This is a genomic window from Streptomyces albidochromogenes, assembly GCF_005981925.1.
Taxonomy (GTDB): domain Bacteria; phylum Actinomycetota; class Actinomycetes; order Streptomycetales; family Streptomycetaceae; genus Streptomyces; species Streptomyces albidochromogenes.
Window position 1 is genome coordinate 1 of the sequence record NZ_VBVX01000191.1, and the last position, 13,113, is coordinate 13,113.

16 protein-coding genes are annotated in these 13,113 nt (G+C 69.9%); 11 read left to right on the forward strand and 5 right to left on the reverse strand.

The genetic code is table 11. From position 1 onward, the window contains the following. A partial coding sequence (locus E2E34_RS22535) for a CHAT domain-containing protein (RefSeq protein ID WP_138903733.1) occupies nucleotides 1-456 on the forward strand: 456 nt, incomplete at its 5' end. Nucleotides 457-544: 88 nt separating this feature from the next. Here the strand turns inward: E2E34_RS22535 and E2E34_RS22540 are convergent. Then, nucleotides 545-1,171 (reverse strand): TetR/AcrR family transcriptional regulator, encoded by a 627-nt coding sequence (locus E2E34_RS22540; RefSeq protein ID WP_167518353.1) that lies wholly within the window; start codon nucleotides 1,169-1,171, stop codon nucleotides 545-547. A 102-nt stretch (nucleotides 1,172-1,273) separates the two neighbouring features. On the opposite strand from E2E34_RS22540, the gene E2E34_RS22545 reads away from it, so the two are divergent. Continuing rightward, complete coding sequence (locus tag E2E34_RS22545; protein ID WP_138903735.1) at nucleotides 1,274-1,927, forward strand: CatB-related O-acetyltransferase; 654 nt, start codon at nucleotides 1,274-1,276, stop codon at nucleotides 1,925-1,927. A 339-nt stretch (nucleotides 1,928-2,266) separates the two neighbouring features. On the opposite strand, the gene E2E34_RS22555 is transcribed toward E2E34_RS22545, so the two are convergent. Next, the gene (locus E2E34_RS22555; RefSeq protein ID WP_138903736.1) at nucleotides 2,267-2,947 is read right to left on the reverse strand and encodes a winged helix-turn-helix transcriptional regulator; all 681 of its coding nucleotides are present in this window, start codon (nucleotides 2,945-2,947) and stop codon (nucleotides 2,267-2,269) included. Between the two features lie 170 nt (nucleotides 2,948-3,117). On the opposite strand from E2E34_RS22555, the gene E2E34_RS22560 reads away from it, so the two are divergent. From E2E34_RS22560 to E2E34_RS22580, 5 genes are all read left to right on the forward strand, one after another. After that, nucleotides 3,118-3,690, forward strand: coding sequence for a dihydrofolate reductase family protein (locus tag E2E34_RS22560; protein WP_138903737.1), 573 nt, complete (start codon nucleotides 3,118-3,120; stop codon nucleotides 3,688-3,690). A gap of 207 nt (nucleotides 3,691-3,897) precedes the next feature. After that, nucleotides 3,898-5,019 (forward strand): hypothetical protein, encoded by a 1,122-nt coding sequence (locus E2E34_RS22565; RefSeq protein WP_138903738.1) that lies wholly within the window; start codon nucleotides 3,898-3,900, stop codon nucleotides 5,017-5,019. A 202-nt stretch (nucleotides 5,020-5,221) separates the two neighbouring features. After that, complete coding sequence (locus tag E2E34_RS22570) at nucleotides 5,222-5,536, forward strand: hypothetical protein (protein ID WP_138903739.1); 315 nt, start codon at nucleotides 5,222-5,224, stop codon at nucleotides 5,534-5,536. A 380-nt stretch (nucleotides 5,537-5,916) separates the two neighbouring features. Further along, nucleotides 5,917-6,258 (forward strand): hypothetical protein, encoded by a 342-nt coding sequence (locus E2E34_RS22575; RefSeq protein WP_138903740.1) that lies wholly within the window; start codon nucleotides 5,917-5,919, stop codon nucleotides 6,256-6,258. A 109-nt stretch (nucleotides 6,259-6,367) separates the two neighbouring features. After that, nucleotides 6,368-6,844: a hypothetical protein gene (locus tag E2E34_RS22580; RefSeq protein WP_244315987.1), complete on the forward strand. Its 477-nt coding sequence runs from the start codon at nucleotides 6,368-6,370 to the stop codon at nucleotides 6,842-6,844. Between the two features lie 66 nt (nucleotides 6,845-6,910). Here E2E34_RS22580 and E2E34_RS22585 read toward each other — a convergent pair whose 3' ends face one another. Both E2E34_RS22585 and E2E34_RS22590 read right to left on the reverse strand, forming a co-directional pair. Further along, the gene (locus tag E2E34_RS22585; protein WP_138903741.1) at nucleotides 6,911-7,348 is read right to left on the reverse strand and encodes an SRPBCC family protein; all 438 of its coding nucleotides are present in this window, start codon (nucleotides 7,346-7,348) and stop codon (nucleotides 6,911-6,913) included. A 24-nt stretch (nucleotides 7,349-7,372) separates the two neighbouring features. Then, nucleotides 7,373-7,627, reverse strand: coding sequence for an HU family DNA-binding protein (locus E2E34_RS22590; protein ID WP_138903742.1), 255 nt, complete (start codon nucleotides 7,625-7,627; stop codon nucleotides 7,373-7,375). Nucleotides 7,628-8,023: 396 nt separating this feature from the next. Here E2E34_RS22590 and E2E34_RS22595 point away from each other — a divergent pair, with 396 nt between their 5' ends. Beyond that, complete coding sequence (locus E2E34_RS22595; protein ID WP_138903743.1) at nucleotides 8,024-8,194, forward strand: DUF5670 family protein; 171 nt, start codon at nucleotides 8,024-8,026, stop codon at nucleotides 8,192-8,194. A 193-nt stretch (nucleotides 8,195-8,387) separates the two neighbouring features. Further along, a complete protein-coding gene (locus tag E2E34_RS22600; protein ID WP_167518354.1) occupies nucleotides 8,388-9,143 on the forward strand; it encodes a LysR substrate-binding domain-containing protein in 756 nt (251 codons plus the stop codon). Here the strand turns inward: E2E34_RS22600 and E2E34_RS22605 are convergent. After that, nucleotides 9,140-9,451, reverse strand: coding sequence for an NIPSNAP family protein (locus tag E2E34_RS22605; protein ID WP_138903745.1), 312 nt, complete (start codon nucleotides 9,449-9,451; stop codon nucleotides 9,140-9,142). The genes E2E34_RS22600 and E2E34_RS22605 overlap by 4 nt on opposite strands. 1,106 nt (nucleotides 9,452-10,557) lie before the next feature. Here E2E34_RS22605 and E2E34_RS22615 point away from each other — a divergent pair. After that, a complete protein-coding gene (locus tag E2E34_RS22615; RefSeq protein ID WP_138903746.1) occupies nucleotides 10,558-12,198 on the forward strand; it encodes a TlrC/CarA/OleB/SrmB family ABC-F type ribosomal protection protein in 1,641 nt (546 codons plus the stop codon). Between the two features lie 185 nt (nucleotides 12,199-12,383). Next, on the forward strand, nucleotides 12,384-12,797 hold the full coding sequence (locus E2E34_RS22620) for a hypothetical protein (RefSeq protein WP_138903747.1): 414 nt from the start codon (nucleotides 12,384-12,386) through the stop codon (nucleotides 12,795-12,797). The last annotated feature ends 316 nt before the right edge of the window (nucleotides 12,798-13,113 follow it).

Below are 13,113 nucleotides of genomic sequence, written 5' to 3' on the forward strand. Positions count from 1 at the left end.
CCCCAGTACGCCGTCGCCCACTTCGCCTGCCACGCCGAGAGCGACCGCACCGACCCATCCCAGAGCCGGCTGCTCCTGGGCGACCACGCCACCACCCCGCTGACCGTCGCCGCGCTGGCCCGGATCAACCTCACCGACGCACGACTGGCCTACCTCTCGGCCTGCAGTACCGCGGACCCGGGCAGCCCCGACCTGCTGGACGAGGCCATCCACCTCACCAGCGCGTTCCAGCTCGCGGGCTTCCCCCACGTCATCGGAACGCTCTGGCCGATCAACGACCGCCTGGCCGCCGACATCGCCGAGTCCTTCTACACTCACCTGACCCCGGGCCCACCCGGCGGCGCGCTCGACCCCGCCCGGTCCGCCACCGCCCTGCACCACACCATCCGGGCGATCCGCGACCGCTATCCGGCGACCCCGTCCCTCTGGGCGGGTTACCTCCACTCAGGCGCGTAGTCATCGGCCAGCGGAACCGCGTACGCCGGCCGGCGTCTCCCTGATACCTGCTCTTGCTTGCGCTTGTGTTCGCTCCCCGTCTCCTCAGTCACACGGTCTCTTCCCGAGGGACGCGGAAGGCGCCTGCGACTGCTGCCAGCACTGCCGCCGTCGCGGCCCGTTCCGGGAGGTGGGGGTCCGGATCGGCGCGCAGGAGCACCAGTTGGTGGTAGAGCGGCGCCGTGGCGGCGATCAGCAGGCTCCGTGCGTCCGTGCGCTGTGCGGGGAGTTCGCCGCGCTCGACGGCGCGTTCGACGAGGATCTCGCACTGGGCATAGCGGTCCGCCCACAGGTGCGTCTGGGCCCGTGCGGCCTGCTCGGAGTGGAACGAGGCGGCCATCAGGGCGACAGCGAACGACGGCCGTACGATCAGGGACTCCTGAATCTCCTGGTTGAGGGCCGTCAGATCGCCGCGCAGGGAGCCGGTGTCCGGTGGCCGCCAGTCGGTCTCGCCGGCGGCGTCGATGACGTCGACGAGCAGGCCGCTCACGTCGCGCCACCGCCGGTAGACCGTGGCGCGGTGCACTCCCGCGCGGGTCGCGACGCTCTCCATCGTGAGTCCTTCGTGGCCGCTTTCGGCGAGTTCGGCGCGCACCGCGTCGAGAACCTGGGCGCGGATGCGAGCGGTGCGACCGCCCGGACGGCGGTCCGGCCTCGTGGCTGTCGGGTCTGTCATCGGCGATCCCATATCCGGTTGATCAACGTACCTGGGCTGTGCCAGCATCCTAAAACGACAGTTGTCGCACTAGTGGTCCACCCGAGAGGAACTGCCTCCACGATGCAGCCCGTTCCCGCCGACCCCACCGTGCTCCACCCCATGCCCGAGCACCCGCGCGTGGTCCTGCTCAAGCCGCTGGTGAAGTCGCCACTGATCGAGGTCGGTGACTACTCGTACTACGACGATCCCGACGAGGCGACGGCGTTCGAGACGCGCAACGTTCTGTACCACTACGGGCCCGAGCGGCTCGTCATCGGCAAGTACTGCGCGCTGGGCACGGGCACGCGGTTCATCATGAACGGCGCCAACCACCGCATGGACGGCCCGTCCACGTTCCCCTTCCCCACCATGGGCGGCTCCTGGGCCGAGCACTTCGACCTGATCACCGGCCTGCCGGGCCGGGGCGACACCGTCGTCGGCAACGACGTCTGGTTCGGGCACGGCGCCACGGTCATGCCGGGTGTGCGGATCGGCCACGGTGCGATCATCGCCGCCGGCGCCGTGGTCACCGGCGACGTACCCGACTACGGCATCGTCGGCGGCAACCCGGCCCGTCTCATCCGTACCCGCTACGACGCCGCGGACGTCGCCCGGCTCCTCGCCGTGGCGTGGTGGGACTGGCCCGTGCGGCACATCACCGAGCACGTACGGACGATCATGTCGGGGACCGTCGCCGACCTGGAGGAGGCTGCCGCGCAGACCGGCCGGCCCTGACACCGCGGCCTCGTCGATCCGGGCGAGCGCCTGACTCATGGTGATCCGCAGATCGGCGGCGGACGTGCCGTCAGTGACGCCCAGTTTCTTCGGCGGCGCGGCGAACGTCGCCAACATGGGGGGCCGTGGCGCGTCTCCGTACTACGGACTTCCCGTTAAGGGACTGCGCACTCTTGACGCTGGAGCCCACGGATGCGGTCACCGGCTCAAGGAGGTCAGCCGGCCTATTTCCCCATCCGCCGTGGCGGCCTGTTCGGGCAGCGGCCCGCTCACCCGTGGTGACCACTCGTCAGAACCGACATCGCTGTCCGCGAGCGCAGGGCCTCGGCGTGCCCGTGGTCATCTCCTGGTGTTCGATCCGGCGGCAGCAGGGGCGGGGAGGCTGAGCACGGCGGTCAGGCGTGCGACGCAGGTGGTGTCGCCTTCGACGCGTACGTCCCCCGCAGCGACCGCGTCGGCCAACTGTCGTCCGCCGTACACGACACCTGCGAGCGCGGGGGGTCGCGCGGTGATGACGGCTTCCGGCTGCTGCTGGTAGCCGCGCTCGGCGTGCAGGGTGCCGTCGGCGATGAGGACGCGGAAGACCTCGTCGCCGAGGTGAAGTTCGTACCGCCCGTGCACTCCCTGGGCGCGGCCGGCGTCGAAGTTGGCGCGGAGGGAGAGAACGAACGAGGTGGCACTCAGGTGGGCGGTGCGATCGTGAGCCGGCGAGCGTACCGCCCAGCGGCCCAGGCCCCGTACGACGGGTTCGAGTTCGAGGCCCCAGTCGGTGAGCTCGTAAGCCTCTGCGACGGCGGGGGCAGGGAGACGGTGCTTGCGGACGATGCCGGAGGCCTCCAGTTCGGCGAGGCGCTGGGCGAGCACGTTGGTGCTGATGCCGGGTAGGTCGGTGCGCAGTTGACCGTACCGCTTGGGGCCCAACAGCAGTTCGCGGACCACCAGGAGTGCCCAGCGCTCGCCGACGAGGTCGAGCGCGTGGCCCGTCCCGCACGCGTCGTTGTAGCTCCGTTTCGTTGCCATGCCGACAAGTCTACCCCCCTTTGGTTTTTCTTTGGAAGCAGGTGCTTGTTCTTTGCAAGTGGCGTGGCTATGATGATCGCACCGACGGCAGGGAGCGCGCTGTGCGCCGCAGGCCGGACCAGACCCGACCGGCTCGACGAGAACCGGACACGAGACACCGAGGACCTCAGATGCGTACTCTGATCAGCTCCGCATTCATCTCGCTCGACGGCGTCGTGGAAGGCCCGGGAGGTGAGCCCGGCTACCGCAACTCCGGGTGGACCTTCAAGGACATCGAGTTCCTCCCCGAAGCGTTCGACATCAAGGGCCGCGAGCAGCAGGAGGCCACCGCCGTACTCCTCGGCCGGACCAGCTACGAAGCGTTCAGCCCGGTGTGGCCGGACATGGCGGACTTCGCCGACTACAAGGTGATGCCGAAGTACGTCGTCTCCACCACCCTCACCGAGGACCAGCTGGTGTCGAACTGGGGCGAGACGACGATCCTGCGCTCGCTGGACGATGTCGCCGCACTGAAGGAGACCGAGGGCGGCCCGATCATCATGCACGGCAGCGCTTCTCTGAACCAGGCCCTGTCCGACGCCGGCCTGATCGACCGATACCACCTGCTCGTCTTCCCCCTCCTGCTCGGCGCGGGCAAGCGCCTGTTCAGCGCCACGGACAAGGACACCCAGAAGCTCAAGCTGATCGAGCACGAGGCATACGCCAACGGTCTGCAGAAGAACGTCTTCGACGTCATCCGCTGACCAGGCTCCTGCGCTCGCCCTGCCGTCGCGCTCCGGACGTCGCACTCATCGGGGCCTGCTCGGCGGACCTTGGTCCTTCGAGCAGGCCGGAGGAGAGGACCTGCGGCACTCAAGCGCTCCATGTCCGTTCACCGTCGCCACACGAGAACAGGGCCGCCTGAGGTATGCCGTACTGTTCCCGGAGTTTGCCTGCTCTGGGAGGTCCGCATGTCTGCTCGTGCTCGGCTCTGTGCCACGATCCCCGCTCCCCTGTCCTCGCCACAGGCCGGTCCGCCGGAGATCGCCGGGCTGCCAGGGCGCAGGATCCTCGTCCAGCGGAGCGACACCGAAGTGGTGGCCCAGCCTCTGGACGACTCCTTCGTCACACACCCCGAGGCGAGTGTCCGATTCCCCGCGCCCTGGCCGCGACGACGCGGGGCGTGCGAGGTGGCGCCGGACGCAAGTGTGGCCGTCTTCGCCGGGGTCCATGCCGTGCGGGCGGTGGAGCCGTCAGGTGCGACACGCTGGGAGGTCCGTCATGGTTGCTGGACCGGCGCGTGCGAGGAGATACACGCGTCGTACGACGAGTACGCGGATCGCCAGGACCATCGGTACCCGGACGGCGGCTCAGTCGGATTCTCGGCGGACGGCAAGCTCGTCTGGGCTCACGTGCGCGGCCCGTTGCCCGAGGGCGAGCTGAACCCGGACACGGTCGACGAATGGCTCGTCCTCGACGCGGCGAACGGTCGCGTGCTCGCGCGGGTCAACGCCGAGGCAGCGGCGGCCGGCAGTGTCCACCTTTCCCACCCGACAGATCCGCAGCAGATGGGGCTGAGCATCGGCGAAGGGCAGGACGGGGCGCCCCTGCGCTGGGGTCGGTGGGACGGGCAGGCACTGGACGTGGACCACCTGGAGGGCGACCTCTGCCTGCTGAGTGTGAGTCCCTCAGGGGGGCGGCTCATGACCGTCTCCCATGACCAGGACTCGCTCGCGGTTCGCGACCCCCGTGGCACCGTCGTGGAAGGGCTGGAGTGGGACGCCGAGTCAGTGATCCCCAGGCACCCCGACGCTCCTTCCGGCGATGACGACGAGATCGCTGTCTGCTGGGACTGGGCGGGGGGCTTCGTCGATGAGACGACTCTGCTCGTGTCGACAGTCGAGAGCGACGAGGAGTGGGGGCAGAGCCGGCACTGGCTGGTCGACAGCTCGGGGACGGGCGGACTTGTGCCGGTCGCCTATCCAACGCCGGTCTCCTGCCAGCCGACCGCACTGGGGAACGGCACCTGGTCGACCCTGTCCGGGTCCCATGACGCCCTGCACGTCTGGTCCCTGCACACTCCGCACCATTGATCTCGGCCACCCGTTGGCGCCGTCACCGTCCGCCGGGGGCGGGAGCTCTGCACGGCCCGCCTCCTCGCCAGCGGGCACCCACCGCTGGTGCTGTGACCGCATAGGTTCACCGGGTTGGAGTCAGAGCGCTTGAACGTGCCGTGACGTCCGGTGCAGCGGCGTGAACGGCACCTCACCGCACAGCCCCTGGCAGAATCGCCACGTGATTCAGAAGAAGCTCGACGCGCTCTCGCAGATGATGGACGAGTACAGGGCCATGCCGTTTCCAAACGGCTTCCGCGGCCTGGACATTGAGGACCAGGACATGGTCATGCTCGACGCGGACACCGCCGGCTACGCCTCCCGCGTCCTCAAAGGCCCCCTCCCCGAACCCTCCCGAGGAGGCTTGATCAGGTTGGTGGGTGTGTTCGAGAAGGTTCTTCCGGCAATCAGCGACGAGTACGCGAGCAAGTACTACACGCAGGCACGCGGCGTGGCCGCGCTGGCCGCCGAGATCGAAGCCGAACGCGACAAGTAGGCCCCTCGCGGCAAACGTTCGCCGGGCTGGCGGTCGTGACGGTTGGATGTGCGGTGACGTCCAATCCGACCGCTGAGGGCGGCGCCGACCACCACGATGCTCGGGTCACACGGCTGGCGATCCCGGGCCAGATGGTCGAGTTTGAGGGCACCGCCGTCGCATGATGCGGCTCGTCTGAAAGTCCGGGTGGCGGTGTACGCGGACGTACGCCGCCCACCCGGCCGTTGTGGGCGGAGAGGTTTCCAGGGTCGCGTAGCCCCTGGGTCGCCCGTGAGCGTTGCCCCCGGGCACTGGATGTCGTGCGGTGGGATTCCGCCTCAGCGACGGAGCCCCATCAATAACTCCGCGCCTCCGAAGGCGAGTTGTGGAAGCCTGCCGTCATGCCAGCAGAGCTGCGAGAACATGCCGGTCGTCACTACGCCGTCCAGTTTCACTACGCCTTGCCCGACGACTCCTGGGCCGTGGAGCTGAGCGAGGCTGTTGCCACGCCGTACCCGTGGGCCGAGGCCCCCAACGCGTCGGACTGTCTGCCCGGGGCTGCCTTCCTGGTGGCTCTCGTCCCCGACGAGGACCCTCACCTGGAACCGACCGTCCGCGTCTACAGCCCTGACGAGCGCGTCATCCCGTACGACGTCATGCAATGGTTCATGGAACTGGTGGCTGACCAGGTGGAACGCTGTCGCATCGCGTTCGAGCAGGGTGAGCCCGAGGCAGTGGAATGATGACGCAGCGGCGAATATCGCCGCCCCGAGTCGAGACACGTCTGCCTATGGCCGGCGGTGACGCCGGTCGCGTGAAGACCGCCGTGACACTGCAACGGTTCGTGCGGTGATGGCGCCTGTGGCACGGCTGGTCCGGCGGCAGCAGGTGGATGCTTACGTGGGGTACTTCGCGTTCGGGTTGCAGGACTCCGACGACGCGGCCCTGCCCGTTCCCTTCCCCGACGACTTCGATCGCGGCGTCTTCCTCGGCATCCGTCCGGGACGTCTGGACATCACCAGGGGCGGCCACACCCACACCGCTGCCGTGGACATCGAGGTGTGGGACGCGGCCGCGCCGCCGCAGGATCCGGCGGACTGGGACGAGCAGGCCGAAGCCCGTATCGAGTCGACGAGCGGGCAGTTGGCGGTGTGGTCCCTGCACACGGGCCGAACGGACGACGTGATCACGCTGGCGGAGCGCGGTGGTACGTGGCGGGTTCGGGTCAGCTGCAGCGGCCGGGCCGAGGCAGCTGCCCTGTCGGAAGGCGAAGGAACCGGGGCAGGGGTGGAGCGCTACCTCATACAGTTCTGGCCAACCGGCGCATAGAGCGATGTGCGGTGCGGTGGGAACACTCGGGTTCTCCGGCTGCCCGAGAAACGGGCAGGCCGAACCTCAATCGGTCTGTCGTACGTCGTGCTCCTGCTCCTCCTCCTTGCCGCCGCGGACGTCGCCTCGTCCTCGAACCAGGCGACGCAGAGCCCATTGAGCGGGAGCGGCGTACGCCGCGAGAGCGACGGCCGGCCCCTCGATCCGCAAAGTCGAGGCCGACCCGGCCGGCCGGGCGAAGACCGCGTGGTGCAGCCGCAGGCGTACCGGCCCGAGTGCGACCCGCCACACCCACCGCCGCCGTCGCTCGTCAACGGATTCCACGACGAAGTCCGCAGTGACACCGAACAGTGAGACGACCTCGCCCCGCATGCCGGGCGTGATCCGCTCACCCGCGCCCCGTACCGCTGTGATCTGCGGCGACCACGTCGGCCAGCAGGCGGGTACGGCGTAGCACGACCAGACGTCCTCGGCGGGAGCCGGGCCGGCTGCCCGCAACGTCATGACCGCCATCGAGCTGTCGCCGTCTCAGTCGATGCGGTCGTGGACGAACGCGTTGAGGGCCCTGCCCGGGCGCAGGCCCGCCTCGCCGTCCTGGTCATGAAAGCTGCCGAAGCCGACGAGGGTGACGGCGTGGCCCGCCTTGAGCGCCTCTGCGATCGCACCCGGCTCGTCGACGGTGCCGAACAGGGCGTCGATGACCCGGCCGACCTGTTCGGGCGACAGATCACCTCCGTCCGCCATCTTGTGCGTGACTGCCTCGATCAGTCCGGATCTGTCCATGCGGCGTACCCGCTCCTCGACCACGAAGACCACCGAGGCGGCGGCCGTCCCACCTATCGGCCACCGCCGTCCGACATCACCATCGTGACACCGTCCGGACAACCTCGCACACGACCGCGCGGCCGAACGGTCGCACGGCCGTACGCTGCCCGGGTGCACGCGCGCATCGAGGCGCAGCCGACAGCGAGCTCAGGCACGGTCATCCACTGGTACGGCGAGTACGAGACGAGCCGGCGGTTGGGCTGGGTCGTGGCGCGCTACCCGGCATCGTCGGTGTGGAACCCGACGAGCCGACCAACTGATCAACCTTCCCGGTAAACGGGCAACGAATCAGAGCATCATTGACCGCATGGCTGGATTGCGACCGGGCAGATGACTGCTCGGAGGTTGATAATCATGGTTCCCCTGCTTCTCGTTCTACTGCTCGCACTGATCCTGTTCGGCGCCGGTTTCGCCTTGAAGGCACTGTGGTGGATTGCCGTCATCGTGTTGGTGATCTGGCTGCTCGGCTTCGTGATGCGGTCGGCCGGTACTGGCGGACGAAAGGGCCGTTGGTACCGCTGGTAGACCAGCACGGAGAAGCAGCGGGGCCCGCACCGGCGTACGTCGGTCGGGCCCCACTGCTGTGTCTGCTCGTCCGTCGGCCACGCCACGTGCTGTTGGCTGGATCACGGCGCGTCGTACGCAACGCCGCCGACTCCCCGCACCGGGTCGAGTGTCAGCCCGTTACCGCGCTGACGAGTTGCCCGACGGGCGGACCGTGGCACTGACGGAGGCGGGCCGGGTGCTCCTCGACCACGCCGACCGGATCCTCGCCGCCGTCCAGGAGGCCGAGAGCGCCGTCGCCTCGGTCAAGGGCACGGTCGGCACCACCGCGACGCTCGCCGCGCTGCCGTCGACCGTCGCCACCATCGCGATCCCGGCGCTGACCGCATTGCGGTCCCACCACCCACAACTCACTGTGACCTGTCTGGTCACCGACCAGGCGCAACTGCGGGAACTCACGCTCGGCACCGTCGACGTGGTCGTCGGGCAGCGGTACCACCACCTGCCGGACACGGCACCCCAGGGCATCAGCGTCTCGCCGCTGCTCGACGATCCGCTCGTCGTCGTCACCGCGGCCGGCCGAGCCGACGGTCGGCCCGTCGCCCTACGGGAACTGGCCACACACAGCCTCGCCGTACCGCCCGCGACCACGGACTGCGGGCAGGCCATCCTGCACGCCTGCCACCAGGCCGGCTTCACACCCACGACCCGCTACGTCACCGCCGACATCGCCGCACAGCTCGCCCTCGCACGGGCCGGCCTCGCCACCGCGCTCGTCCCCCGCATGGCCATCGACCCGGCCACACCAGGCATTCGCACCGTACCCATCGGGGATCACCCGATCCAGCGCCTGTTGTTCGCCGCGACGCTTCACACCGAGACCGCCAACCCGACGACCACCGCCGTGATCGCGGCGCTGCGCACGGCCGCGCGGCAGGGCCGCCGGGCCACGCACCTTCCGGCGGCCTAAGCCGGGCCGTCGAGCGGCCGGAGGAAGCGGCGCTCGTACCGCTTGATGCAGCGGGTGTCACGAGCCAGTTCGAACGCCGCCCGGCACTCCGGGTCGGACATGCTGTCCTTGCGGTACTGCTCGTACGCGGCAAGGCTGGGGAAAGAGAACAGCGCGTACGCGATGTCGCTGTCGCCCTCGCTCGGCAGGAAGTAGCCGTGGTGCGTCCCGCCGAAACGATTGACGAGCCGGACCCAGCGGCGACCGTACTCTTCGAAAGCCTCAAGCTGTTCGGCGTCGATCTCGTACTTCAGATGAATGGTGATCATGCCTTCATGATGCCGTGCGGCTCGGAAGCAGCCCTGCGAGCGCGCGACTCAGCGACGCGGCGTTCCATCAGGAGTTCAAAAGGGGAATAGCCAGCGCGGTTACGCGGGTCGGGGCCGGCCGCCGCTGCGGCCGGCCCCGGGAGGCGGCTCTGCTCCGAACCAGTCCCACTCACGGGAGGCGAGTGCCCACAGCGCGCGCTTCGTAACAAACCGAAACCCGTCCCCGCCCCGAGACGGACCGCGGCGCGCGGGCAGTCGCTCAACGGTCGGGGCGCAGGGAGACATCACCCCGTCCGCCGCCTCTTACGGTGGGGGCGGTGTGGACGGACGAGGGTGTCGAGCCCGCCCACGGCCGCACGGATGTGGGCCCGGCCGTGCCGCGACCGCTCCCCCGCGCACCACCAGGACAACTGCCCGTCCGCATCCCGCGGATGCATCCCCAGGCCGTGCTCGGCGCACAAAGGCCACGCCTGCCACAGACGCTCGGTGACTGTCTCCTGTGCGGCATCGGCGACGATCGCCAGCGCAGAGGCAAACACCAGCGCCGACTCCGGGTACAGGTGATTGCCGTGCCACTCGCCATTGGCCAGAGCGACGTAGACGTTCTCCGGCTCGTCGGCCTCGTGGGGTGGAAGGGCCAGCAGTCGCAGAGGTTCTGCTCGGGAAGGGTTGCCGCCAGGTCGCGGTTGAGGAGGGCGAGAGCCTGCTCCCACATCGGGTGCTCACCCGGCGAGACGCGACGGGGCTCGGGGCGGTCGTCATGAGCGCGCATGGGCACCATTCTCCGCCACGCGGCAACGGCCTTCGTCGCGCAGACGGTCGAAGTGCCTTCATCGTCGGCCGGGGTGACTGCTCCTTGTCTGTGTCCGGCCGAACTGGTGGAGCCGACACACCCCTGCGAGCGGGGATCCAGGAGACTCGTCGCGACGAGACGTATCGTCTTGCCAAACCCGCCGCCGTGTCGTACCGTCCTGCGCATGGGTTCCCTGTGAGAAAGCCGGCGCCGACGGCGTAGAGCACCGCTCCGCCATCGCCGCGCCCCGTCGTGCCCTCATCCACCCGATCCGGCCCGGGCCGAAGCCCGCGGCCAGGAGGGACCCGCTCTCGTGCGCAGCTCACAACTCACCCTTCACCACGTCACCAAGCGCTATCCCGGCCGCACGGTACTCGACCAGGTCTCCTTCACCCTGAAGCCGGGCGAGAAGGCCGGCCTCATCGGTGACAACGGCTCCGGCAAGTCCACCCTCCTGCGGCTCATCGCGGGCCAGGAACGCCCGGACAGCGGCGAGTTGACCGTGACCGCCGCCGGCGGCATCGGCTACCTCCCGCAGACCATCCCCCTGCCCCCGACCGCCACCGTCCAGGACGTCGTCGACCTGGCCCTTTCGGACCTGCGCGCACTGGAGGCGGAGTTGCGCCGGGCCGAGCAGGCGCTCGGCGACGGCGCCGACCCGGCCGCTCTCGCCGCGTACGCCGTCCTCCTCGAACGCTACGAGGCGCGCAGCGGCTACACCGCCGACCACCGCGTCGACCTCGCCCTGCACCACCTCGGCCTGCCCGCCCTCCCCCGCGACCGGAAACTCGGCACGCTCTCCGGCGGCGAGCGCTCCCGGCTGGCCCTGGCCGCCGTCCTCGCCGGCCGCCCGGAGCTGCTGCTCCTGGACGAGCCGACGAACGACCTGGACGACCAGGCCGTTCGGTGGCTGGAAGAACAGTTGCGGGCACACCGCGGCACGGTGCTCGCGGTGACCCACGACCGCGTCTTCCTGGAGCGCCTGGCCTCGACGGTCCTGGAGGCCGACGCGGGAAAGGTCACCCGGTACGGAGACGGCTACGCCGGCTACCGCACCGCCAAAGCCGCGGAACGCCGCCGCCGGCTCCAGGAGTACGAGGAGTGGCGGGCCGAGCTGGCCCGCAACGAGCGGCTGGCCGCCGGCCACGCGGTCCGCCTCGACGGCATCCCGCGCAAGGCCCCGCTGGCCAACTTCGGCCACGGCGGCTTCCGGGCGCGTGGCCGGGCGCACGGCACGATGGCCCGTATCCGCCATGCCCGCGAGCGGGTCGACCGGCTCACGGCGAGTCCGGTGGCGCCGCCACCCGAACCGCTGCACTTCACCGCGCGCGTGCGGACGGCGGAGTGCGGCACAGATGCGTCAACGACACAGCACCCCTCGGTACAGCTGTCACACGTGCGTGTCGGGCAGCGCCTGCACCTCGAAGCCCTCACCCTCGCCTCTTCCGGCCGGCTGCTGGTCACCGGCCCCAACGGCGCGGGCAAGACCACCCTGTTGAAGCTGCTCGCCGGCGAGGTACTGCCCGACGAGGGCTCAGTGCGGGTACGGGGCCGAGTGGGCCACCTGCGCCAGGACGAGACGCCGTGGCCGCCGGGCATGACGGTGGCCCAGGCGTTCGCGCTGAGCCGGGTCGGATCCGCCGACGAGCACGCGGACGCCCTGCTGGCCCTCGGCCTCTTCCGCCCGGCGGAGCTCCGACTGCGCATCGGCGAGACGTCGTACGGCCAGCGCCGCCGCGTGGACCTGGCACGCCTGGTCTCGGAGCCCGCGGACCTGCTGCTCCTCGACGAGCCGACGAACCACCTCTCCCCCGCGCTCGTCGAGGAACTGGAGGCGGGTCTGGCCGACTACCCGGGCGCCATCGTCCTGGTCACGCATGATCGGGCGCTGCGGACACGGTTCCAGGGCGAGCATCTGGAAATGTCCGAGCGTGCCAGGGTCCGCTCGGGATGACGGCCGGGCGACAGGCGGCTCGGCAGCGGACCGTGACGGCAACGTCGCCACCGCGCCGGCCGCCACCAGCGGCGGTCACGCCCTGCTCAGCCCCGGACCGCGCCATGCCCCTCGAGTAACCCGTTCGCCGCAACCACCGCGCACAGGTGAGAATTGACGCCGCCACCCCCTCGATCGGGAGATTGATGTACCACCGCCTGCCCGTCCTCATTCTGTGCCTGACCGTCGCCTGCCTTGGCACCTCGGCGTGCGACAACTCCGGCAACAACAACCCGGGCACCTCGGCCCCCTCGGCATCGGTCGTCCCCACGCCCTCGAAAACCCCGCACCGGGGCACGCCGACCGGCCCTGCCGAGGACCACGCCGAACCGCTTCAACTGACAGGCACTCTGGCCAAGCTCTACCTCAAGACCATCCGGGACAACTATCCGGACATGGCGAGCCTCAGCGACGAAACGCTCCTCGTTCACGGCAACGCCTTCTGCGCCGCCCGGGGCACCGCGCTCGCCGACCAGGCCAAGAAGACGATGAAGGAACTCGGCACTACAGCGAAGCAAACCGCGCAGATCATGGGCATCGCACACGGGTACTGCCGCTGACCGGAAACCGGGCCGGCGGGCGAGTGGCCGGCGTGGGACCGGCCGGTGCGGCACACGTCGCAGGGGGCGGGGCGGCGCGCGCTTCCGCTTCCGAGGGGCCTCGCGGCTCCTCGGCCGAGACCGCGTCACTTGCGCATCGCCCGGCGGTGCGTGGTGACGGAACGGCTGAGTACGACGCCGCCGAACTCCACCGTCCCGGGAGCTTTGGGGCCTACGCTAGGACTCCTGGGCGGCCCCGCGGCCGCCGCACCCCGGGAGGGCCGCATGGCATCGCGTACCAACATCGACGGCGACCACAAGCCGGACTACCCGCCGA